Annotated in this window: 23 protein-coding genes and 1 pseudogene; 14 read left to right on the forward strand and 10 right to left on the reverse strand. The window is 40.3% G+C overall.

The genetic code is table 11. The features are described from left to right. Positions 1 to 311, reverse strand: a 311-nt coding sequence (locus tag EAF07_RS09365) for a helix-turn-helix domain-containing protein (protein WP_142925602.1), incomplete at its 3' end; no start/stop codon positions are given. Between the two features lie 311 nt (positions 312 to 622). Here EAF07_RS09365 and EAF07_RS09370 point away from each other — a divergent pair. Next, positions 623 to 1936 (forward strand): uracil-xanthine permease family protein, encoded by a 1314-nt coding sequence (locus tag EAF07_RS09370; protein ID WP_121836319.1) that lies wholly within the window; start codon positions 623 to 625, stop codon positions 1934 to 1936. Between the two features lie 65 nt (positions 1937 to 2001). Here the strand turns inward: EAF07_RS09370 and EAF07_RS09375 are convergent, their stop codons facing one another. From EAF07_RS09375 to EAF07_RS09400, 6 genes are all read right to left on the reverse strand, one after another. Next, positions 2002 to 2502, reverse strand: a complete 501-nt coding sequence (locus EAF07_RS09375) for an AAA family ATPase (RefSeq protein WP_121836299.1) — start codon at positions 2500 to 2502, stop codon at positions 2002 to 2004. Beyond that, complete coding sequence (locus tag EAF07_RS09380; RefSeq protein ID WP_121836300.1) at positions 2502 to 3536, reverse strand: M42 family metallopeptidase; 1035 nt, start codon at positions 3534 to 3536, stop codon at positions 2502 to 2504. Before EAF07_RS09380 ends, EAF07_RS09375 begins: the two co-directional genes overlap by 1 nt. 10 nt (positions 3537 to 3546) lie before the next feature. Then, positions 3547 to 4023, reverse strand: a complete 477-nt coding sequence (locus EAF07_RS09385; protein ID WP_121836301.1) for a GNAT family N-acetyltransferase — start codon at positions 4021 to 4023, stop codon at positions 3547 to 3549. Further along, the gene (nrdI, locus tag EAF07_RS09390) at positions 4005 to 4466 is read right to left on the reverse strand and encodes a class Ib ribonucleoside-diphosphate reductase assembly flavoprotein NrdI (RefSeq protein WP_121836302.1); all 462 of its coding nucleotides are present in this window, start codon (positions 4464 to 4466) and stop codon (positions 4005 to 4007) included. The genes EAF07_RS09385 and nrdI overlap by 19 nt, the downstream gene beginning before the upstream one ends. A 178-nt stretch (positions 4467 to 4644) precedes the next feature. Next, complete coding sequence (gene rsgA / locus EAF07_RS09395) at positions 4645 to 5541, reverse strand: ribosome small subunit-dependent GTPase A (RefSeq protein WP_121836303.1); 897 nt, start codon at positions 5539 to 5541, stop codon at positions 4645 to 4647. Positions 5542 to 5753: 212 nt separating this feature from the next. After that, the gene (locus tag EAF07_RS09400) at positions 5754 to 8189 is read right to left on the reverse strand and encodes a bifunctional 2',3'-cyclic-nucleotide 2'-phosphodiesterase/3'-nucleotidase (protein WP_121836304.1); all 2436 of its coding nucleotides are present in this window, start codon (positions 8187 to 8189) and stop codon (positions 5754 to 5756) included. A gap of 300 nt (positions 8190 to 8489) precedes the next feature. On the opposite strand from EAF07_RS09400, the gene EAF07_RS09405 reads away from it, so the two are divergent. Continuing rightward, positions 8490 to 10709 (forward strand): RelA/SpoT family protein, encoded by a 2220-nt coding sequence (locus tag EAF07_RS09405; protein ID WP_121836305.1) that lies wholly within the window; start codon positions 8490 to 8492, stop codon positions 10707 to 10709. Between the two features lie 8 nt (positions 10710 to 10717). Next, the gene (dtd, locus tag EAF07_RS09410; RefSeq protein ID WP_121836306.1) at positions 10718 to 11161 is read left to right on the forward strand and encodes a D-aminoacyl-tRNA deacylase; all 444 of its coding nucleotides are present in this window, start codon (positions 10718 to 10720) and stop codon (positions 11159 to 11161) included. A gap of 123 nt (positions 11162 to 11284) precedes the next feature. On the opposite strand, the gene EAF07_RS09415 is transcribed toward dtd, so the two are convergent. Beyond that, entirely contained in the window at positions 11285 to 11884 is a 600-nt protein-coding gene (locus EAF07_RS09415; RefSeq protein ID WP_121836307.1) for a hypothetical protein, read from the reverse strand. A 153-nt stretch (positions 11885 to 12037) separates the two neighbouring features. Further along, the gene (gene treR / locus EAF07_RS09420) at positions 12038 to 12748 is read right to left on the reverse strand and encodes a trehalose operon repressor (protein ID WP_121836308.1); all 711 of its coding nucleotides are present in this window, start codon (positions 12746 to 12748) and stop codon (positions 12038 to 12040) included. A gap of 164 nt (positions 12749 to 12912) precedes the next feature. On the opposite strand from treR, the pseudogene treP reads away from it, so the two are divergent. The 11 genes and pseudogenes from treP to EAF07_RS09475 form a co-directional block, all read left to right on the forward strand. Continuing rightward, positions 12913 to 14361, forward strand: a pseudogene (treP, locus tag EAF07_RS09425) (PTS system trehalose-specific EIIBC component); the annotation flags it as partial. Between the two features lie 260 nt (positions 14362 to 14621). Beyond that, positions 14622 to 16247 carry an alpha,alpha-phosphotrehalase gene (gene treC, locus EAF07_RS09430; RefSeq protein ID WP_121836309.1) on the forward strand — a complete coding sequence of 542 codons (1626 nt, stop codon included), beginning with the start codon at positions 14622 to 14624 and terminating at the stop codon, positions 16245 to 16247. Positions 16248 to 16398: 151 nt separating this feature from the next. Next, positions 16399 to 16848, forward strand: a complete 450-nt coding sequence (locus EAF07_RS09435) for a LytTR family DNA-binding domain-containing protein (protein WP_121836310.1) — start codon at positions 16399 to 16401, stop codon at positions 16846 to 16848. A 5-nt stretch (positions 16849 to 16853) separates the two neighbouring features. Beyond that, the gene (locus EAF07_RS09440; RefSeq protein ID WP_121836311.1) at positions 16854 to 17177 is read left to right on the forward strand and encodes a DUF3021 family protein; all 324 of its coding nucleotides are present in this window, start codon (positions 16854 to 16856) and stop codon (positions 17175 to 17177) included. 8 nt (positions 17178 to 17185) lie between these two features. Further along, positions 17186 to 17569 carry a DUF3021 domain-containing protein gene (locus EAF07_RS09445; protein ID WP_121836312.1) on the forward strand — a complete coding sequence of 128 codons (384 nt, stop codon included), beginning with the start codon at positions 17186 to 17188 and terminating at the stop codon, positions 17567 to 17569. A gap of 107 nt (positions 17570 to 17676) precedes the next feature. Beyond that, positions 17677 to 17811 carry a 50S ribosomal protein L34 gene (rpmH, locus tag EAF07_RS09450; RefSeq protein WP_002885866.1) on the forward strand — a complete coding sequence of 45 codons (135 nt, stop codon included), beginning with the start codon at positions 17677 to 17679 and terminating at the stop codon, positions 17809 to 17811. A gap of 163 nt (positions 17812 to 17974) precedes the next feature. After that, the gene (locus EAF07_RS09455) at positions 17975 to 18445 is read left to right on the forward strand and encodes a hypothetical protein (RefSeq protein ID WP_121836313.1); all 471 of its coding nucleotides are present in this window, start codon (positions 17975 to 17977) and stop codon (positions 18443 to 18445) included. Further along, positions 18445 to 18918, forward strand: a complete 474-nt coding sequence (locus EAF07_RS09460) for a hypothetical protein (protein ID WP_121836314.1) — start codon at positions 18445 to 18447, stop codon at positions 18916 to 18918. The genes EAF07_RS09455 and EAF07_RS09460 overlap by 1 nt, the downstream gene beginning before the upstream one ends. Then, positions 18915 to 19115, forward strand: coding sequence for a helix-turn-helix transcriptional regulator (locus tag EAF07_RS09465; protein WP_121836315.1), 201 nt, complete (start codon positions 18915 to 18917; stop codon positions 19113 to 19115). The genes EAF07_RS09460 and EAF07_RS09465 overlap by 4 nt, the downstream gene beginning before the upstream one ends. Before the next feature lie 137 nt (positions 19116 to 19252). Then, positions 19253 to 20038, forward strand: coding sequence for a GTP-sensing pleiotropic transcriptional regulator CodY (codY, locus tag EAF07_RS09470; RefSeq protein ID WP_121836316.1), 786 nt, complete (start codon positions 19253 to 19255; stop codon positions 20036 to 20038). Between the two features lie 70 nt (positions 20039 to 20108). After that, positions 20109 to 20687 carry a cysteine hydrolase family protein gene (locus EAF07_RS09475; RefSeq protein ID WP_121836317.1) on the forward strand — a complete coding sequence of 193 codons (579 nt, stop codon included), beginning with the start codon at positions 20109 to 20111 and terminating at the stop codon, positions 20685 to 20687. A 13-nt stretch (positions 20688 to 20700) separates the two neighbouring features. Here the strand turns inward: EAF07_RS09475 and EAF07_RS09480 are convergent, their stop codons facing one another. Further along, a complete protein-coding gene (locus EAF07_RS09480; protein ID WP_121836318.1) occupies positions 20701 to 21291 on the reverse strand; it encodes a VanZ family protein in 591 nt (196 codons plus the stop codon). Between the last annotated feature and the right edge of the window lie 352 nt (positions 21292 to 21643).

The following is a 21643-nucleotide window of genomic DNA, read 5'->3' on the forward strand; positions in this document are numbered from 1 at the left end:
TCTCGAGCCTCAACGAGGGTTTGTTCGTATTGTTTTTGAGCCTGTTTAGCGAGGTAGAAGATTTTCTTGTAGCCACAATTTTGTCTTCTCTTAGGACATCCGTTACAGACAAATGGGGATTTATCAAGGAGAGGGCAAGGAAGCCCATCATTGGTAGAGGTTCTGACCTGTCTGTTACGTTTGACCTCTTTGGAAACGGTAGTAGGATCTTTTAGGATAGTTTGTCCAATGACTTTGAAGGTTTCTCCACGTTCTAAGCCAAGTTGGATGTCATTGCGGTCTGAGAGGGTAAGGTGTTTATATTTTGTCATAGTAAGGACTCATTTCTAACGCAAACGTCTCAGACTTAATTCCACCATAAAAATCCGTTTTAGACTAACTTCCGCTTCGAAAGCTAAAGTGGAAATTACTTTGGGAAATTACCTCTTTGGATGTCTGTCAATTTTTTGTGAAAGATGTCTAGTATTTTTAGCTCTGCTATGTTATAATACCAAAAGCGTAGGTTTTTAAACTCATCCCGTGAGGTGAGAAAGACATTTCAGGAAAAACGAAGAGCCTATGACTACTAATATAAGACTGGGCTCTTTTTGTGTGCCCAGGTGGAGGAATCATGGAATTAAAAATGCATGTTGGAGAACATGAGCATCATACAGCGCTAGATCTTGATGTTTCAAAGGTTGATTTGATTTTAGATGTTGAGGAAAAGCCAGAGTTTGCTCAGGGATTGTTGCTTTCTTTCCAGCACGTTTTTGCGATGTTTGGTGCTACCATTTTGGTGCCGCTTATTTTGGGAATGCCTGTGTCAGTAGCACTTTTTGCTTCTGGTGTTGGAACTTTGATTTACCAAGTGGCTACGAAGGCTAAGGTACCTGTTTATTTGGGGTCATCGTTTGCTTATATTACAGCTATGGCGACGGCTAATGAAGCTATGGGTGGAAATGTTTCGGCAGCTCAAACGGGTGTCTTCTTTGTTGGTTTGATTTATGTTGTAATCGCTGGTTTGATTAGTGTTTTGGGGACTAAGTGGATTGATAAGGTCTTGCCACCAATTGTGATTGGTCCTATGATTATTGTTATTGGGTTAGGGTTAGCAAATTCAGCGGTGACATCAGCTGGTTTTGTTGCGGATGCTGATTGGCGAAATATTGTAGTTGCAATTGTGACTTTCTTGATTGCCGCTTTTATTAATACAAACGGTAAAGGTTTTGTGAAGATTATTCCTTTCTTATTTGCTATCATTGGTGGTTATATCTTAGCACTTGGTTTAGGATTAGTTGATTTTACGCCAGTTCTCGAGGCGAAATGGTTTGAACTGCCATCTTTCTACTTACCGTTTAAGACAGGTGTCTTTAAATCATATGAGTTCTACTTTGGTCCTGAGATGATTGCCATTTTACCGATTGCGGTGGTAACAATAGCGGAGCATATTGGGGACCATACGGTTCTTGGTCAGATTACTGGTCGCCAGTTCTTGAAGGAACCTGGTTTGCAACGGACTCTTATTGGTGATGGGGTCGCAACGGCTGTTTCAGCTTTCATCGGTGGTCCTGCTAATACAACTTATGGTGAAAATACTGGTGTTATCGGAATGACACGCGTTGCTTCTGTTTCAGTTATTCGTAATGCTGCACTGATTGCGATTGCCTTCTCATTCTTTGGGAAATTTACAGCCTTGATTTCGACGATTCCGAACGCTGTTTTGGGTGGAATGTCTATTCTACTGTATGGGGTTATTGCTTCAAATGGTCTTAAGGTGTTAATTGAGCGTCAAGTTGATTTTGGTCAGGTTCGTAATTTGATTATTTCAAGTTCAATGCTTGTTCTTGGTCTAGGTGGCGCTGTTCTTGATCTTGGTGCGGTTAATCTTTCTGGTACTGCACTAGCAGCGATTGTGGGTGTTGTATTAAATCTTATTCTTCCAAAAGAACAAGGATAAGAGTTGGTAAATTTAAATAGTGAAAAAGCTTAGCATCAATCTTTGACGCTAAGCTTTTCATGTTCTTAATTAGAATTTCTCAGATGTTCTAATATTATTGAGAGGGCGTTTTCTAGGCTTACAGTTTCATCAAAATAGGTTTCATTGAACTGATTGAGGTAATCTTTTTCGAGCCACCATCGCTTCATATCTGATACGGAAAAGTCATTGACTTTATCTCTGGTTTGATGGCGTCTGATGGTTTCTTGAAAGGGTAAATCATAATAATAAGCATAAGCCTTGTCTCCGTAAAGCTCTGCTATTTTATCCCAAAGAGGGGCATACCAGTCTCTATGGAGAATACCTTCAATAATGACGATGTCATGATGCTGGTAGGCATGTTCGAGGAGTGTGAGGTAGAGAGGGACGGTCGGTGTTTCGTAACCATCTTTGGCGTTTAGAATGAGGCGACGTAGGGTGTCTTGAGGAAGAAGAACGGTCTTTTGACCGAGTTTTTGTTGAAGTTGCAGCGCTAGAGTGGATTTACCGGACCCAGAATTACCACGAATGAGGATGAGCTGTTTCATTAGATAACTTCTGACTTGAGGTAGGCATCAACTAAACGTTCAGTTGCCTCAACAGAATCAGTGTGCGTACGTTCGTAGGAATGGCTAGACTCAATACCTGCTCCTAGGAGGGCATGTTTAACTTCTGCACCAGCGCGCATGGCTGCAGAGGCGTCACTACCATAATAAGGATAGATATCGAGTTTATAAGGGATATTATTCTTTTCAGCTAGAGCTACCATGTGTTGGCGGAGTTCGTAATGATACGGACCTGAACCATCTTTGACACAGATTGAAACGGTGTACTCATCAGTGGCTTGGTCATCACCCATGGCTCCCATATCAACAGCAAGGTATTCGACTGTTTCGGCTGGTAGGCTAGAGTTTGCACCGTGTCCAACTTCTTCAAAGGCTGAGAAGTAGAAGTGAGTAGTGTTTGGTAAGACGATAGCATTCTCTTTATAGGTTTTGAGGAGTTTGATAAGAATGGCTGCGCTGACCTTGTCGTCGAGGTGGCGAGACTTGATAAAGCCTGATTCTGTGACCACAACGCGAGGGTCAAAGGAAATGAAGTCACCGACTTCGATACCTAGCGCACGTGTTTCATCAGCTGTTTTTACTTTTTCATCCAAACGAATTTCCATATTGGTTTGGTTGCGCTCAGCAGTACCTGCATCACGGTAAACGTGAACAGATGTTTGGTGCATAAGGATTGTTCCAGAGATTTCCTTGCCGTTTTTGGCAACGTGAACAGTACAGTTTTCGCCTTCGATAGCGTTATAAACAAAGCCACCTACTAAATCCATTTTGAGGCGACCGTCAGGTTTGATGGCACGAACCATAGCACCAAGAGTGTCAAGGTGTGCGGTTACGACGCGGTGTTTGCTGTCATCAGTTCCTTTAACAGATACCATAAGGCCACCTTTGGCAGTACGCACAGGAGTGTAGCCAAAGCTTTCAAGTTCAGCTTGAACGTAGTCCATAATAGTGGTTGTGAAACCTGTTGGTGATGGGATATTACAGAGGGTCGTGATGTAATTGATGGTTGTTTGCATGTGATACTCCTTAATTAAGTGGTTTAATGAGTTCCAATTCATCTCGGATAGGGATACCATTTTCAGAGATGAGAGGAATTGATGGTTTTAACTGTCTAGCCTTGGTCACAGCGTTTGGGAAAACTCTAGCGATATGATAGCCTCGTTTTTGATAGAATGAGAGAGCAACTAGGTTGTCATTGGTAGTGGTGAGGTGACAGTTTCGAAAGCCTAATAGGCGAGCCTTTTCTTCAACTAGAGCTAGAAGCTGGCTTCCGATACCTTCACGAGGTTTTAGGCTGTCTAATGACAAGATTTCAAACTGTTTATCGATGATTTGCCAAGTGATGATACCTAGGATGTTCTGATTGTCCATAGCAACAAAGCCCTCGCTATCAAGTAGATGAAATAATTGTCCTCTGATAGCCATTTGTGTATCATTCCAGTGTTCTTTGAAAAAAGTTTCTAAGACTTCTTTTGGCAGTTCGGCTAGTTTGCGGTATTCCATTTTGCTTTTGTTTCTAAAATGACGGCTGCTAAGCGTTCAATATCTGCGCTTGTACCACGTAACTCAAAATCGCCTAGAAGTGGGAAGCCAAAACGCTTGCTGTATTGTTTAGCGGTAAGAATATACTGATGGTTAAAATTTTTATTACCAGAGCCTATAATTCCCATACAGTTTTTGTAGTTGTCATGAGCTGTGATAAAGTCGCCAAGTGGATTGGTTAAAATTTCAACATCGCCGTGGTCAACACCATTACCTCCTTCGAGATAGGTTGGTAATAATGCCACAAAGGGTTCTGTCACGGGGAAGGTTTCGTGATTAAGTTCTTTGATGTTAATCTGACGAGTTGTCAGTTCTTGAGTAGTTGCTAAATAGTCTGAGAGGCGTTTGACAAAACTTTGTGTATTACCGCTGAGACTGATATAGACAAGGGTTAAATCCGACATATGACTCCTTTCAAAAAATGCTAGTTTCATTATAGCACTTTTAGGAGGAGAGGTCATGGGATATCCAAGAAAATGAAAAAGTGACCAGTTATAGACTTCCAATCAACCACTGCATCAATCTGTCATTACTATTAATAAGAGAAGGTTGAGACATTTTTGTCTCAACCTCTCGCAATTTTTAGGATAATTTTGTCATATGGTAGCAGTAGCGTAGCCATAACTCATGGTTTAACTCTCCCGATGCTAGTGCTTGTTTGATGGCACATCGTGGTTCTTTGTTGTGTTGGCAATTTGGGAAGTGGCATTGTCTACTGAGAGAGATGATCTCATTAAATAAGGGGGATAAGTCTAGGGTGTTGACTTTATCAATGCCTTTAAACCCAGGGGTGTCAATGATGGTGTAGTCTAATTCGGAGTGGTAAAAGAGTTGACTGCTGGTAGTGGTGTGTTTACCTTTGGCGTCAGTTCGTTTGACGGCGTTAGTTTTTTGGGATTGAAAGGGGAGGAGATTATTGATTAAGGTTGATTTTCCAGCGCCCGAACTTCCTAATAAGAGTCCAGTCTTTTGAGGACTTAGAAGATTTTTAAATCGGGTAATAGATGAGGATTCTAAATTATTGAGACAGGTTAGGGATAGTTGGGGATAAAGGTGTTTGATATCAGCAATGATTTCTTTGCTATTGGAAACAAGGTCAGGTTTGGTTAAGATAAAATGCAAGTCAACTGCTTCTTGGTAGAAAACGAGGTAGTAGCGTTCTAGTTTGGCGAGTGAAAAATTTTGATTAAGTGCCATTAAAATGAAGACTTGGTCGACATTGGTTGCCATGACCTGCTCTGATTTGTGGTGATGGTCGTTTTTTAACGTGTGATTACTGGCTTTGGAAACGATAGATTTTCGTTCTTGTAGAGAATAAGTCTGACGATCACTATCGTAAAGGAGCCAATCACCGACATAGTAAGGTGCTGTTTTAGGGCGTTTAGGTAAGTGTTTGATATCGCTTTGGTTTGAAATCAGATAGTCTGTTCGTGTTTCTGAGATCACACGATAAGCTTGCTGTTTTACAGTTTTTGTCATAAGTCCTTTCGAGGAAAACCGAGAGTCACTTAGTGCAAAATGGAAAAGTTTTTATTTTAATAGAGAGGTGAAGGTCTCAGTTCTCCAAATCTCATTAGTGGGCATTCGCCTCGTCATATTAAAATAGCCATAGGGTGTCATCATAGGTATCACTCCTTTCTTAGCTTTATTATAGCAAAAAACGAACTGCATTGGGCAGTTCGTTCATTGAATTAATTTTCTTTACGACGGATAAGTCCTGCAAGGCTAGCGAGAAGTCCGAAGCCAAAGAAGGTGATGGCAACAGAATCAGCTTCGCCTGTTTTTGGTAAGACATTTGTTTTAGCTGTTACACCAGGACTTGACAGAGGTTTTTGTTGAGGGAGATTATCTGTCTTATGTACTGTATTTGTATTGATTGGATCTGTGGCAGCTGTTTTTGTTTGTTGAGCTTTATAGGCATTAGATACCAATTGGTGAATGTCTGTACGATCTTTGTCTGAAAGTGTTGGTTTTTTAGTGTCTGTGTTATCAGGAATAGCTACTTCTGGTTTGATATAAGTAAATTTGAAGTCTCCGAATCCTTCAACGCTTGATGAACCAACGTATGAGATATCTTTGGCACCTCCGATTAAATCTTTAGCTTTATCGGCACTCAAGAAACGGATGTCAAGCCCAGAAATACTATCTGTGAAATACCAGTTATTGTCAGCAGATGGGTTGATTGTTTTTTCAGAAACAATGTAATTGATGATAGCTTGGCGGTTTTCTAAGTTGAAGAGATAGTTGACAGTGGCATTTTTGACACCTGGGAAAGTTCCGCTAGCACGGTAATTATTTGTAACTACCATGAATTCTTGATTATCTGCAACTTCTACGCCATTGTATTTTAGGTTACGAACACGGTTTGCGTCTGCATTGACAAGATTACCACTACGGTCGTATTTGTTTGGTTGAGTCACATCGTATTCGTAAGTGACACCGTCAATGACATCGAAATTGTAGGTGCGGTAGTCTGTGTTGACGAGGTTTTGTGGGTCTTTTTTGTTTGGATCGATGGTATTGAATTGTCCTGCTGACATTTCTAGCCATTCTTTCAAATCAGCTCCAGTAATTTTTAGGATAGCTGCGACGTTGTCGTAAAGGTAAAGGTCGGCAACGTTTTTGATAGCGATTGGTCCAGCTGGGATGTCTGTGTAGGCAGTTGGATCGTTTCGTGTACCTGCTTTGAATGGTGCAGCAGCTGAGAGGAGTGGAAGGTTAGCGTATGGTGTGCCAGCGAGTTCTTTTTTAGCGTACCAAAGCTGCGCATTGTTGACGATTTGAACTGATGGATCGTCTTTGACTAATGCAAAGTAGCTAGTGATAGGTGCGGTTGTTGTACCAACTTGTTTACGAACGTATTCGATGGTACCATTGTGAGCTTCTTTTGCGATGTCAAGGATAGTTTGATTAGCTTTAGAGGATTTTGTATCAATTTTACGGATTGAACTTTGACTTTTATCTTTGTTAACAGTCCATTTGCCGTTTGTATAAGTGATATTGAGGTCAATGATTCCTAGATGATCACCATATTTTCCTGCCATGGTAACAGGGGTTCCGTTAATGAGGCCACGTACTCCGTCAACACCAGCGTATTTTTCATAAAATCCAGTGCCTTTACCAGATGGAAATTCAGCGTGAGAATGTCCTGTTACCACAGCATCAACACCTGAGATACTTGCGATTTGGTAACCAACGTTTTCCTCACCTTTGTCGTATTTATCATCACCGATACCTGAGTGAGAAAGGACAAGAACGAGGTCTGCGCCAGCATTTCGCATGGTAGGAATAATTTCAGTGATTGCTTCAACAGCGTCCTGAACGACGACCTTACCTTCAAGGTTTGCTTTATCCCAGTTCATAATTTGAGGGGGAACGATACCTGTAATTCCGATGTTGACAGTAACGTCTTTACCAGTGGTATCTTTAAAGGTTTTTGGTAAAATCACATAAGGATTGAAGGCTAATGCGTTTGTTTTAGCATCACGAACATTGGCGTTGAGAACAGGAATATCAGCTGTGTCAAGGACTGTTTTGAGGTAATCTAGACCGTAGTTGAATTCGTGGTTACCAAGTGTGCTAGCATCAAAGCCAAGTGCTTCAAGTGCTGCGTACATTGGGTGTTGTTCACCTGGTTCAACCTTATCACCGATAGCCTTGTAAGTTCCGAGTGGTGTTCCTTGGATAAGGTCGCCATTGTCCACGGTAACGATATTTGGATTTTCAGCTTTTGCTTCTTCAAGGAGAACAGCCGTTTTAGCTAAACCGATGTTTTGTGCTTCTTTATCTTGATAATAATCATAGTTAACTAAGTTAGTATGAAGGTCAGTTGTTGAAGCGATACGAATATCCACCGTTTGGCCTTCCACAGGTGCAATGATAGCAGTATCTGGTTTTGGAGCGTTGTCGAGTGATATAGCCACTGCTGGTGATTCTGTCTCTACGGCAGTTGTATCTGGTGTGGTCGTTTCAGCAGGTGTTGCTCCAGTGGTAGCTGCTTCGGTAACAGGCGTTTCTAGAGTAGTTGCAGTTGTTGTTTCATCTGCTTGTACGAGAGTTGTACTAGCTAGACCTGTTGCGATAAGTGAGAGAACAAGGGCACTCTTAGACAGATAGTGTTTTGACATATTAAAACATCTCCTTTTTGATAATAGTGAAACTTCGTCAGAAATTTCGTTTAACCTATATATTATACAACTCGTAAGCGTTTTTTTCAATCGCGTTTTTAAAAATAAGCGAACAATTAATTGTTTTGATAAATGATTTGTTCACAAAAGTAATGATAAAAGGATATGGATTGCTGCGATTACTACTAGCTATGCTTTTTTCATAAAAAGTGTTAAAATATATAAAATATAGATTAGAGAAAAGCAGCCCTATGGGCTGTTTCAGATTTATCATCAAATGGAGAGTGAAAGGAAGCTATCATGCCAAAAGAAGTGAATTTAACAGGAGAAGAAGTGGTTGCTCTTGGAGCGGAATACTTGTCTGAAGAAGATGTTAAGTTTGTTCAGTATGCTTTGGAATATGCCACAAAGGCACACTTTCATCAATTCAGGAAGTCGGGTGAGCCTTATATTATCCACCCTATTCAGGTCGCAGGGATTTTGGCGAGTCTTCATTTGGATGCTGTAACGGTAGCTTGTGGTTTTCTTCATGATGTTGTGGAAGATACTGATACGACCTTGGAAGATATTGAGCGTGATTTTGGAAAAGCTGTGCGTGATATTGTTGATGGGGTGACCAAACTCGGTAAGGTGGAGTACAAGCCTCATGAGGAGCAGTTGGCTGAAAATCACCGTAAAATGCTGATGGCCATGTCCAAGGATATTCGAGTTATCTTGGTGAAATTAGCTGACCGTCTTCATAATATGCGGACGCTTAAGCACCTTCGTAAAGATAAGCAGGAACGCATTTCTCGTGAAACCATGGAGATTTATGCACCGCTTGCTCACCGTCTGGGGATTAGCCGTATCAAATGGGAACTAGAGGATTTGTCCTTCCGCTATTTGGAGGAAAATGAATTCTACAAAATTTCTCATATGATGAATGAGAAGCGTCGTGAACGTGAAGAACTGGTCGAGGAGATTGTTGGTAAAATCACAGCCTATACTAATGAGCAAGGCTTATACGGCGATGTTTATGGGCGACCTAAGCACCTTTATTCGATTTACCGCAAAATGCGTGATAAAAAGAAACGCTTTGATCAGATTTATGATTTGATTGCCATTCGTTGTATTATGAAGACGCCGAGTGATGTCTATGCCATGGTGGGTTACATTCATGAGCTGTGGCGTCCGATGCCTGGGCGATTTAAAGATTACATTGCTGCGCCTAAGGCCAATGGTTATCAGTCTATTCATACCACTGTTTATGGACCAAAAGGGCCGATTGAAATTCAAATCCGTACCAAGGACATGCATGAGGTGGCAGAGTTCGGTGTCGCTGCGCACTGGGCCTATAAAAAAGGACAGACCAGCAAGGTTGACAGTAAAGAATCAGCGATTGGGATGAACTGGATTAAGGAGTTGGTTGAACTCCAAGATTCGTCAAATGGCTCTGCTAAAGCCTTTGTAGATTCTGTGAAAGAGGATATTTTCTCAGAGCGTATCTATGTTTTCACGCCAAATGGGGCTGTGCAGGAATTACCAAAAGATTCTGGACCAATTGATTTCGCCTATGCGATTCACACTCAGGTGGGAGAAAAGGCGACGGGGGCTAAGGTTAATGGCCGTATGGTACCACTAACGGCTAAGTTGAAAACGGGTGACGTTGTTGAAATTGTCACCAATCCAAATTCTTTTGGACCAAGTCGTGACTGGATTAAGATTGTTAAAACGACTAAGGCGAGAAGCAAGATTCGTCAATTTTTCAAAAATCAAGATAAAGAGATGTCTGTCAATAAGGGACGTGAACTTTTGATTGACATCTTCCAAGAAAATGGGCTTGTTGCCAACAAATATCTTGATAAAAAACATATTGAAGCGATTTTGCCGCGCGTGAGTGCGAGAAGTGAAGAAGCCATGTATGCGGCGATTGGCTTTGGTGAAATTTCTGCGATTAGCGTCTTCAATAAATTAACCGAAAAAGAGCGCCGTGAAGAAGAACGTGCGAAAGCAAAAGCAGAGGCAGATGAGCTATTGAATGGCGGCGAAGTCAACCGTAGCAACCGTGACGTTCTCAAGGTTAAGAGTGAGAACGGTGTGATTATTCAAGGGGCGTCAGGGCTTCTCATGCGGATTGCCAAATGCTGTAACCCTGTTCCAGGCGATGCGATTGAAGGCTATATTACTAAAGGACGAGGGGTAGCCATTCACCGTGCAGATTGTAACAATATCAAGGGACAAGAAGGCTATGAACAACGTCTCATTGAGGTTGAGTGGGACGATAACAATGCTGGCAAAGAGTATCTAGCAGAAATTGATATCTATGGCTTAAATCGTTCAGGTCTTTTAAATGATGTGTTGACAATCCTGTCAAATCAAACGAAGAATATCTCGACAGTTAACGCCCAACCGACTAAAGACATGAAATTTGCCAATATCCACGTGTCGTTCAGTATTCCGAATTTGGCGACCTTGACAACCGTGGTTGATAAGATAAAGGTTGTTCCAGATGTCTATTCTGTCAAACGGACAAATGGATAGGAGGAATTATGAAAATTATTATTCAACGGGTGTCTGAAGCCACCGTCTCGATTGACAATAAAGTAGTTGGACAGATTGATCAGGGCTTGCTGTTGTTAGTGGGAGTTGGACCAGATGACACGCAGGCAGACTTGGATTATGCGGTGCGTAAAATTCTCAACATGCGTATTTTCTCAGATGAAAATGGCAAGATGAATTTATCCGTTCAAGATATTGGTGGTTCAATTTTATCGATTTCGCAGTTTACGCTCTTTGCGGATACCAAAAAAGGAAACCGTCCAGCCTTTACAGGGGCAGCTAAGCCAGAATTAGCTAGCCAGCTCTACGATGATTTTAATGATGCCTTGGAACAAGCGGTGCCGGTTGCTAGAGGGCGATTTGGAGCGGATATGCAGGTATCCCTTATCAATGATGGTCCTGTTACCATTGTCCTTGATACCAAAAATCCTTAGAAGCTTTGCTTTTTCTTAAACCATGAGAGTGAAAACATTGCACTGTGCTAAAAATGTGATAAAAAACGCTTAGAAAAAAATAAGAAATTTCTAAGCGTTTTTATTATTGAAGATAGTCTGATATTACTGGTACCACCAGCCGGTGACATTCCACCAGGTCTCTAGGAAGAAGTCACTGGCAGTGTTGTACCAAGTTTTGTTATTTTCATCAAGGATGGATTGTCTAAATAGTTTTTCGGCGTATTCTTGTTCTTTTAAGTGTCGTTCGTTTTGTAGACGTTCGGTAGCGGATTGTTCATCTTCATAGACGAGGATTCCGAAGGGGATATTACCATCATCTGAGAATCTAAAGGTGACTATATCACCTTTTTTGAGAGGCTTTCCAAGGTCAATAGTGTAACTCCCGCTTTCACCAGCTCGATGACCACTGGTTGTCCATTCACGTGAGGAAGAGCATCCTGAACGGTGGCAATTTTTATGTTTAATGTCATCAACTTTTATCAGTTCATCGTTGATATAGACATAACCATAACTATGTGACATTAGCTGCATGCTGATTTTATCATTACCGATATAGAAGGGGAAAATATCGACTTCACTGAGTTTAGCATTTCCTTTGACCGTAAAAGGGATGCCTTTGATCGTATCGGCAGTTACGGAAGTTAAAGATAGCAATCCTATTAATAGACATGTGAAAACAATTCCCCACTTTTTTTGTCTCATATTTGTTTTCCTCCTAGTGATTTTTTCTTTATCCAGTGACAAGGACATCATATCACTGTGTGGTGAGGAAATCAATAAAGGTATTATTAAGGGTGTCTAAGTTTTTGCTAAAGGTAAGTCAAGTATTCATTTAGATTAACGGGATAGTGAGTGTTACAACTTTCTCCGTGCAAAGTCAATGAATTGGAATTTTTCTAGTTTGTGCCGGCTTTCGGTAAACTGGAATTGGCGATTGTCTGCCAGATAGACTTTGGAGCGGATGCAGACCACGTGTTTATCACTTCCGAGGTCTAGTAAAATTTTATCTTGGTCTCTGGCGTTATCAATGGTAATTTGTTTTTGGGCATAAGAGATGGCTAGACCAAGTTCTTTTTCAAGGTAGGCATAGATAGACTGCTCTGCAATTTCCCGTGATATCGAAGGGACAATTGGCTTGAGGAGGTAATCGATGTCTAGAACGGAAGCGACATTGTCAACAACGCGTTGGCGCGTGATACGAAAAACATGGGTTCCGACAGGAAAGCCAGTTAGCTTGCGCAGTTCGTCATCGACGATGAGATTATCAAGGCTGATGACATTGGTTTTTGAAGTTATTCCGTGTAGGGCGACCAGTTCTTGATAGCTGGATAGCTCAGATACAGGGAAATTAATGAGTTCTTGTTTTTTGACCTGAGATCCGCGTCCTTGAGATTTTATGATTAAGCCTTCCTTGGTTAAAAGGCTGAGCGCTTTACGGACGGTGTCTCGACTGGCTGAAAATTGCTCACAAAGTTCCATTTCAGTGGGCAGGTAATGTCCGACTGGGTACTGTCCGGATAAAATTCTATTTTCTAATTCTTTATAAATGTGTTCGTATTTTTTCATTTTAAGTCAGTTGGAACTCCTTTTTAGAGTAGATGTCTTTATTTTACCATACAAGTTGTTGGTTTTTAAACTTTTTTTACACCTTTTAACCCAAACAAGTTGCATACAACTTTGTCATCGGTTACAATTAGCCTTGTAAAAAATAAATCCCCAAGGAGAATGAAATGGGAAAATTTGAAAATGATGCCAAGGCGCTGTTAAAAGCTGTCGGTGGTAAAGAAAATATTAAAGCAGTGACACACTGTGCGACGCGTATGCGTTTTGTCCTTGAAGACGAGTCAAAAGCAAACGTGAAAGTAATTGAAGGATTGGCACCAGTTAAAGGAACATTTACTAACGCTGGTCAATTCCAAGTTATTATAGGAAATGATGTTCCAATCTTCTACAACGACTTCACAGCCGTATCTGGTGTTGAAGGTGTTTCTAAAGAAGCGGCTAAATCTGCTGCGAAAAGTAACCAAAATCCAGTTCAGCGCGTGATGACCATGTTGGCTGAAATCTTCACGCCAATCTTGCCAGCTATCATCGTGGGTGGTTTGATTCTAGGATTCCGTAACATTTTGGAAGGTGTTCCATTTGGTTTCTTAGATGGTAAGAAAATTGTTGAAGTGTCAACATTCTGGAACGGTGTGAACCACTTCCTATGGCTTCCAGGTGAGGCAATCTTCCACTTCTTGCCAGTAGGGATTACTTGGTCAGTTACTCGTAAGATGGGAACTTCACAAATTCTTGGTATTGTCCTTGGTATCTGTTTGGTGTCACCACAGTTACTTAATGCTTACGCTGTTCCAGGAACATCTGCTGAAGAAATTGCTAAGAACTGGGTTTGGGACTTCGGTTTTGCAACAGTAAACCGTATTGGTTACCAAGCGCAAGTTATTCCAGCACTTCTTGCAGGATTGTCACTTTCTTACCTTGAGATTTTCTGGCGTAAACGTATTCCAGAAGTGATTTCAATGATTTTTGTACCATTCTTGTCACTTCTTCCAGCACTTGTTTTGGCACACACTGTCCTTGGTCCATTTGGTTGGTGGTTAGGTCAACTCTTATCTACAGTTGTTCTTGCTGGTTTGACAGGTCCACTTAAATGGCTCTTCGGTGCTATCTTTGGTGCCCTTTATGCGCCGTTTGTTATCACTGGTCTTCACCACATGACAAATGCGATTGATACACAGCTTATCGCAGATACTGCAACTCATACAACTGGTTTGTGGCCAATGATTGCTCTTTCAAATATTGCTCAAGGTTCAGCAGTTCTTGCTTACTACTTCATGAACCGTCACAGCGAGAAAGAAGCACAAATCTCACTTCCAGCTGCAATCTCTGCTTACCTTGGTGTTACCGAGCCAGCCCTCTTCGGTGTTAATGTGAAATACGTTTACCCATTCGTAGCAGGAATGATTGGTTCTGGAGCTGCAGGCCTCTTGTCAACAACGTTTAACGTTCAAGCAAACTCAATCGGTGTTGGTGGTCTTCCAGGATTTATGGCGATCAATGTGAAATACATGATTCCATTCTTCATTTGTATGGCAGTAGCGATTGCAGTACCATTCATCTTGACATTCTTCTTCCGTAAAGCTGGTATCCTTACCAAAACAGAAGACGAAGCCAAAGCATAATGTTATAATAGATTAAAAAAGGAGAGGGGCTTAGGTAACTGGGCCCTTTACCTTTACCTAGATATGTATAGTCCTTTGGATTAACTTTGAGACATTGTCATTTTCGACTTGCTGTACGTTTTGAGGAAAGCTCTGCTTTTCCCATTGCTAGAACCTCAGAAACTCATTTGGTGCTTTTGAGCTGTTGGCGTCTCGGTTCTTTGTATTAAAGCTAATTCATTCGACTGGAAAAAGAAAAGGAAGGAACTCTAAGAATGATTGATAAAACAAAGGTGGTTTATCAAATTTATCCAAAATCATATAAAGATACCACAGGAAATGGTGTGGGTGATTTGCGAGGGATTATTGAAAAATTACCTTATTTGGCTGAACTAGGTATTGATATGATTTGGTTAAATCCCTTTTATCCTAGTCCGCAACGGGACAATGGCTATGACGTTTCAGATTACACAGCTGTTAATCCAGATTTTGGTACTATGGCAGATTTTGAAGAAATGATAGCTGTTGGTAAAGAGCATGGTATCGACTTTATGCTAGACATGGTATTAAACCACTGTTCAACAGAGCATGAATGGTTCCAAAAGGCTTTAGCTGGTGATTCCTTCTATCAAGATTTCTTCATTTTGCGTGATGAACCTACCGATTGGGTTTCAAAATTTGGTGGCAATGCTTGGGCACCGTTTGGCGATACAGGAAAATATTACTTGCATCTTTTCGATGTGACTCAGGCGGATCTTAACTGGCGCAATCCAACTGTTCGTGAAGAGCTTTTTAAAGTCGTTAACTTTTGGAAAGAAAAAGGTGTCAAAGGCTTCCGTTTTGATGTGATTAACTTGATTGGTAAAGATGAAGTATTGGAAGATTGTCCAATTAACGATGGGAAACCAGCCTACACAGATCGACCAATCAACCATGACTACCTACACATGCTCAATCAAGCCAGCTTTGGACAGGATCCAAGCTTTATGACTGTGGGAGAAATGTCGGCGACAACTGTGGAAAATTGTATTCTCTACACGGCACCAGAGCGTGAAGAATTATCAATGGCCTTTAATTTCCATCACCTTAAAGTGGATTATGAGAATGGTCAAAAATGGACGATTAAAGATTTCGATTTTGAAGAATTGCGCAGCCTTTTCCATACCTGGGGAGAGGGAATGAGCGAAGGGAATGGCTGGAATGCGCTATTTTACAATAATCACGACCAACCACGTGCCCTTAACCGCTTTGTTGATGTCAAAAACTTCCGTGAAGAAGGGGCAACGATGTTAGCATCCAGTATTCATCTGTCTCGTGGAACACCATATATCTACATGGGAGAAGAAATTGGCATGTTAGATCCAGATTTTGAAAGCATGGCAGATTATGTCGACGTAGAGAGCCTTAATGCCTATCAAATCATGCTTGATGAAGGAAAAACTCCAGAAGAAGCCTTTAAGATTATTACCGTAAAATCACGTGACAATTCTCGTATCCCAATGCAGTGGGATGCCTCTGAAAATGCAGGTTTTACCACAGGAACGCCGTGGCTAAAAGCAGGTAAATCGTATCAACAAATCAATGTTGAAGCAGAAAAAAATGGTAAGATTTTCCCATTCTATAAAGAACTTATCCGCTTGCGTAAAGAGTTACCAATCATTGCTGAAGGAGACTATAAGGCGGTCTATAAAGATAGCAACCAGGTTTATGCCTTTGAGCGCAATTGGCAAGGACAGAAGTTGTTGGTATTAAATAATTTTTACGCTGATGAAGTGACTTTAGATTTACCAGAAGTGTATCAATCAGGTAACGTCTTAATTAGCAACTACGACGATGTTAAAGTTGGAGAAAAAATCACACTTAAAGCTTACCAAACAGTAGCTGTTTTGGTGGGGGATTAATTTTAGAGAGCTTAGGCTCTCTTTTTCTATACTTTACAACCGCTCACCAGTCAATTTCAACCGCTTAGCGTGAAAATGGCCACAGCTCTGCTATTTTTTGATAAGATAAGAGCATGGAAGATATCTTTTGAGAATGATGTGAGGGGATTGTATGAAATGGCAATTTAAAGAGAAAAATATTGAGGAACTTGAGGTGACCTTAGCGAAAGCTACTTATGATGATGAAGTTGTAGCTATGGTGAGTTATTTGGAAAAATTTGGTGTCCAAACAAGGGATATCCTGCCTATAAAAACACCGGACAGGATTAAGTTAGTCAAGCAAACTGATATTATAGCGATTGAAGTAGATGGTCCACAATTGGTTATTGAGACCTTAGAAGGGCGGCTATTGACGACAGATAGGCTCTACCGCTTTAAAGAGCGCTTATCCAGTGAGGATATGATACAGGTGTCAAAGCAAAGTATCATCAATATTCAGCATTTGCTGAGTTTAGAGGCATCTTTTTCGGGAAATATGTTGGCGCTGATGACTAAAAAACTTAAAGTTAATGTCAGCAGAAGGTATTTAAAAGACTTAGAAAAACGATTAGGATTGAGGTAAGGAAAATGAAAAAAACAGTAACTTATATGGCAACAGGATTAGGAATTGGCTCTTTCTCTTATGTATTAGCATTGATTAGTGTCCAAGAGGTTAGTGTCAAAATGATTGTGAGTGTTTTGGTCATGAGTGCCTTGATAGGTCTGACTGCCATGATTTATGAGCAAGAACATATCACAGTATCTTATCGTGGTCTACTCCACATGGTGCTGGTCTGTGGATTGGTAGCAGGGATGCTAGCTTTTAATGGGATATTTAATTGGTTTGCCATCATCATGACGGCAATCATTTACCTCCTTGTCTTTTCGACTAGCCGTTATATGATGAAGTAGGTGATTATATGAAAAAAACAATCGTTTATGTGATTAGTGGCATTGGCATTGGGCAAGTCGTTTATCTGATGATGCTGACTTTGCTGGGAGTTAGTACCCAGAAGTTTTCTCAAATGCTGGTTGTAGCAGTTTGTTCAGGATTGATGGGGCTTTCTAGCTATGCTTACGCTTTGAAAATAGCTCCGCGGCTAAGACAATTATTGCATCTCAGCCTTATCTTTTTATGGGTCAGCCTCATGATGACTGTGAATGGGTGGTTTACAGAAGTGGACTTCTTGTCGTTCTTTATTGAGTTTCTGGTCATTTATCTGATTATCAGCTTTGCCATTTTTCAATACGAAAAGCAACAAACAAGAAGAATCAATCAAAAACTCCGTGAATTACGGAAATAGTTCTTGACAAGAGGGGCAAATTTTTATAGAATATTATGGTATGTTTAGTAACTGATATCACACTAGCCGGCTAAACGAATACGAAAATCTATGAGGAGGTATTCATTGTGAAACGTACTTATCAACCAAGTAAAATCCGTCGTCAACGTAAACACGGATTCCGTCACCGTATGTCAACTAAAAACGGACGTCGCGTGCTTGCAGCTCGTCGTCGTAAAGGACGTAAAGTATTGTCAGCTTAATTAAGTGAACAATGATTATAAGAAAAAGACCTAGAGTGCTCGAGACTTTAGGTCTTTTATTTTTTTGAAAAAATTTACGACATTTTGTAAAATATAATTGACAAAAAGTTATCTAAAGAGTATGATTAAGGTGAAAAATATCAGAAGCCAAGGAGGAATTGTTATGGCTAAACAATTAAGAGGAAAAACGGGAGTTGCTTTAGATGAGAGACAAAAACATTTTGTACTAAAGAGTTATCAATATGGTTTTGCCTTTACGATTTTTAGTGCTTGGCTTGGATTGTTGCTGACACGCATGTTGCCAAATTTATTTTCGCCGATCTTTTGGTTTGTTTTTATCCTATTTGGTGGACTTGCGGTTAATGTTACCTATGCAACGTTAAAAGGAGCTCACCCTTTGGTTGATCCGCGTTTTGAAAAACATGGTCATCTTATGGGTATCGGTTGTTTGTTGTATGGGTTGGTCACTATCTTGATGACGGGTTGGGAAATGGTTTCAAAACATTTGGATGTAAATGAATTCTTTTCGCATGGTGGCAGTGGGTCAATGCTTATTTTAGGCTTATCACTATTTGCAATGGGAAGTTCAATTACTTACCGTCGCTATCTTGATAAACGAGAGGAGGAAGACTGATGTTATTTTTTTGGATGTTTATAGTGTTTGTTCTTTTGACTGGCATTTGGAGAGTATCAGAGCTGTTTAGCTCATTTGATGAGCGCCAACGATATTATCAATTAAAAGGCTATCAACTGGCAATTGCAGGTGTTTTTGCTGTTGCAACGGTGTTATTCTTTGTAGAAGAGCGTCCTGCCTGGCTTGACTTTAGAAACAGTCTCTTTCTGATTATGGTTGGGGGTGTCATTCCTTTTATCGTTTACAGTATTTGGCATGATGCCTATTTTGAAGCACGGAAAAAGCAGTGGGAAGAAGTGATTTATCTCCTAGTGATTCTTTTGATTGAGTTTTCATCATGGAAGGTTATTTCAAGTGAACATTTTAATTTAAAAGATAGCTTTTCCGCTATTATGCAGGCGATTTGGTTTGGTGCTGCTGGTTTGACAATCTTTTTAAAATTGATTATTCGGCATTTTGAGGATAAAGAATGAAGAAAAATTTACGTTTAAAAGCAGCGAGGGCTGGGAAAGATTTATCTCAGCAGGCATTAGCAGATTTAGTAGGAGTTTCTCGTCAGACCATCAATGCAATTGAAAAGGGAGATTATAATCCAACGATTAATCTTTGTATTGCTATTTGTCAGGTTTTAGAGGTTACTTTAGATCAGCTTTTTTGGCCAGAAAATTAGATTTTGAAAAGGTTTTCTTTGTTGCTGTATCTGGATTTTATAAAATTGTCAAAACTGTATCTAATTTTCTGAAAATTGTTGCTAAAAGATAGCCTTTTTGGTATAATAAGCACGACTAAAAAAAGGAAAGAGGAGAAATGGCGAATTTACTTGAAAAAACGCGCAAAATCACCGCTATCTTACAACGTTCTATTGATAGTTTAGGTGAGGGGCTTCCTTATAATGCCATGGCAGACCAGTTAGCCGATATTATTGATTGTAATGCCTGTATCATTGATGGAAGTGGTAACTTGCTTGGCTATGCTCTGAAGTATAAGACGAATAACGACCGAACAGAAGAATTTTTTGAAAGCCGTATTTTCCCAGAGGAATACGTACGTGCAGCCAGCCGTGTTTATGATACTGAGGCAAATATCCCAGTTGATAACGCGCTAACGATTTTCCCAGTAGAATCAAAAGACATCTATCCAGATGGATTGACAACTCTTGCGCCAATTTATGGTGGAGGGATGCGTCTTGGTTCGTTCATTATTTGGCGAAATGACAAGACTTTTGGCGAAGATGATCTTGTCTTGGTTGAGATGGCAGCAACGGTAGTTGGTATTCAGCTTGTCAACTTCCAAAATGAAAACTTGGAAGAGAAAATCCGTAAGCAAACAGCTATCAATATGGCGATTAATACCTTATCTTATTCAGAAATGCGTGCAGTCGCAGCAATCTTAGCTGAACTTAACGGTAACGAGGGGCGTTTGACAGCTTCTGTTATTGCAGACCGCATTGGTATTACCCGTTCAGTGATTGTTAATGCCCTTCGTAAATTAGAATCGGCTGGTATCATTGAAAGTCGTTCACTTGGTATGAAGGGGACATACCTCAAAGTGATTAACGAAGGTATTTTTGAAAAAGTTAAAGGATATGAATAAAGCTCGACTAATGAGTGATATTAAAAGAAGCTGGGAATTTCTCAGCTTCTTTCTGTAATGAGGAGATTTTATGAAAAAAGCGTTGATTTCAATTGATTATACTTATGATTTTGTGGCGGATGATGGGAAGTTGACAGCTGGAAAACCTGCTCAAGCGATTTCTGAGCGTATTGCACAGGTCACTAAGGAGGCCTATGTCAATGGTGACTATATTTTCTTTGCGGTTGATTGTCATGATGAAGGAGATGTGTTTCACCCTGAGACAAAGTTGTTTCCTCCTCATAACATCGCTGGGACTTCTGGGCGTGACTTATTTGGTCCTTTGGCTGATTTTTATGCTAATAGCAAAGCGGATCCGAGAGTGTTTTGGATGGACAAACGTCATTATTCCGCATTTGCAGGAACAGATTTAGATATTCGTCTGCGTGAGCGTCAGGTTAAAACAGTTGTATTGACTGGTGTGTTAAGCGATATCTGTGTGCTACATACGGCTATTGATGCTTATAACCTTGGCTATGACATTGAAATTGTCAGCTCTGCTATTGCCTCAATCACAGACGAGGCGCATCAATTTGCTCTAAATCACTTTAAAAATGTTTTAGGAGCAACGATTTTAGATCAAAAGGAAAACTGCCTTCTCACAAAATAGAGAGGCAGCTTTTTTATTGAATATGGGATTTAACGTAACGACCAAGGGTGCTGGTTCCAATCAGATTACCAACCAGAAAACTCATGCTATTTATGATGAGATCACCGATGTCAAAATAGCCTAGTGCAAAATAATATTGGCTAAATTCTACACATAAAATAAAGCCGAGAAAGAGGAGGCTATTTTTTAAGGAAGGTTTAAACAGAAGTCCCAAGGGGATAAACATGATAGCATTGAGAAATACGGTGATTTTATCATAGTATAGGTCTTGAAGACTGGTTGCGATAGAGAGATTAAAACCTTTCAGTCCTACATTTTTCCCGAAAAGGCCAAAAAGCAGTGCAAGAGCATAGACGGTGTAAATCAAGATGAGGGCAGACTGCCTTAGTTCTCTAGAATAAAGGGGGCGCAGAAGAAGAAAGAGGCAGGTGACAATCAGGGTAACGACAAATGGGGTGATGAGAATTTCTGGGATTGGAAGATTTCCCTGAGCAAATAGGCGGGTAGCATACCAGTAGAAATATCGAGTGAAAATTTTGTAGCCGATAAACCACAGGCTTAAAAACAGCAATGTGTCTAATAAGAGTAAACCAAGTTTTTTCATATGCCACCTCTCTTTGATTAATGTTGTACTTGTAACAGTAATAGGTTTATTATAGCAAAATATACGATTGGGATGGGTAACAGAGATATGAATAGCGTGTGGTTGTTTGATGTCTTTTATGTGACGGTTTTGGGGGCAAGGGTGATTATTCAAGGTATTCAAAGCACATATCAGGGGAGTTGAATCAATTTTAGAAAACACTTTTGCTTTAACTCAAAAATTTTTGGAAAGTTCTAAAATGAAGTTAGCCACCTAAGGGTATCAAAAAACATCTCAGAGAGATATAATTGTAATCACCACAACAACAATTAGAAAGATTCTGAGATGCAAAACTATTATACACCAAAAAGTA

Source organism: Streptococcus hillyeri, from assembly GCF_003686955.1.
In the GTDB taxonomy this organism is placed as follows: domain Bacteria; phylum Bacillota; class Bacilli; order Lactobacillales; family Streptococcaceae; genus Streptococcus; species Streptococcus hillyeri.

What these genes read in the sequence shown, in the direction of transcription:
- EAF07_RS09370 (WP_121836319.1), top strand. Translation starts at nt 623, where the DNA reads ATGCATGTTGGAGAACATGAGCATCATACAGCGCTAGATCTTGATGTT.
- EAF07_RS09375 (WP_121836299.1), bottom strand. Translation starts at nt 2,502, where the DNA reads ATGAAACAGCTCATCCTCATTCGTGGTAATTCTGGGTCCGGTAAATCC.
- EAF07_RS09380 (WP_121836300.1), bottom strand. Translation starts at nt 3,536, where the DNA reads ATGCAAACAACCATCAATTACATCACGACCCTCTGTAATATCCCATCA.
- EAF07_RS09385 (WP_121836301.1), bottom strand. Translation starts at nt 4,023, where the DNA reads ATGGAATACCGCAAACTAGCCGAACTGCCAAAAGAAGTCTTAGAAACT.
- nrdI (WP_121836302.1), bottom strand. Translation starts at nt 4,466, where the DNA reads ATGTCGGATTTAACCCTTGTCTATATCAGTCTCAGCGGTAATACACAA.
- rsgA (WP_121836303.1), bottom strand. Translation starts at nt 5,541, where the DNA reads ATGACAAAAACTGTAAAACAGCAAGCTTATCGTGTGATCTCAGAAACA.
- EAF07_RS09400 (WP_121836304.1), bottom strand. Translation starts at nt 8,189, where the DNA reads ATGTCAAAACACTATCTGTCTAAGAGTGCCCTTGTTCTCTCACTTATC.
- EAF07_RS09405 (WP_121836305.1), top strand. Translation starts at nt 8,490, where the DNA reads ATGCCAAAAGAAGTGAATTTAACAGGAGAAGAAGTGGTTGCTCTTGGA.
- dtd (WP_121836306.1), top strand. Translation starts at nt 10,718, where the DNA reads ATGAAAATTATTATTCAACGGGTGTCTGAAGCCACCGTCTCGATTGAC.
- EAF07_RS09415 (WP_121836307.1), bottom strand. Translation starts at nt 11,884, where the DNA reads ATGAGACAAAAAAAGTGGGGAATTGTTTTCACATGTCTATTAATAGGA.
- treR (WP_121836308.1), bottom strand. Translation starts at nt 12,748, where the DNA reads ATGAAAAAATACGAACACATTTATAAAGAATTAGAAAATAGAATTTTA.
- treC (WP_121836309.1), top strand. Translation starts at nt 14,622, where the DNA reads ATGATTGATAAAACAAAGGTGGTTTATCAAATTTATCCAAAATCATAT.
- EAF07_RS09435 (WP_121836310.1), top strand. Translation starts at nt 16,399, where the DNA reads ATGAAATGGCAATTTAAAGAGAAAAATATTGAGGAACTTGAGGTGACC.
- EAF07_RS09440 (WP_121836311.1), top strand. Translation starts at nt 16,854, where the DNA reads ATGAAAAAAACAGTAACTTATATGGCAACAGGATTAGGAATTGGCTCT.
- EAF07_RS09445 (WP_121836312.1), top strand. Translation starts at nt 17,186, where the DNA reads ATGAAAAAAACAATCGTTTATGTGATTAGTGGCATTGGCATTGGGCAA.
- EAF07_RS09455 (WP_121836313.1), top strand. Translation starts at nt 17,975, where the DNA reads ATGGCTAAACAATTAAGAGGAAAAACGGGAGTTGCTTTAGATGAGAGA.
- EAF07_RS09460 (WP_121836314.1), top strand. Translation starts at nt 18,445, where the DNA reads ATGTTATTTTTTTGGATGTTTATAGTGTTTGTTCTTTTGACTGGCATT.
- EAF07_RS09465 (WP_121836315.1), top strand. Translation starts at nt 18,915, where the DNA reads ATGAAGAAAAATTTACGTTTAAAAGCAGCGAGGGCTGGGAAAGATTTA.
- codY (WP_121836316.1), top strand. Translation starts at nt 19,253, where the DNA reads ATGGCGAATTTACTTGAAAAAACGCGCAAAATCACCGCTATCTTACAA.
- EAF07_RS09475 (WP_121836317.1), top strand. Translation starts at nt 20,109, where the DNA reads ATGAAAAAAGCGTTGATTTCAATTGATTATACTTATGATTTTGTGGCG.
- EAF07_RS09480 (WP_121836318.1), bottom strand. Translation starts at nt 21,291, where the DNA reads ATGAAAAAACTTGGTTTACTCTTATTAGACACATTGCTGTTTTTAAGC.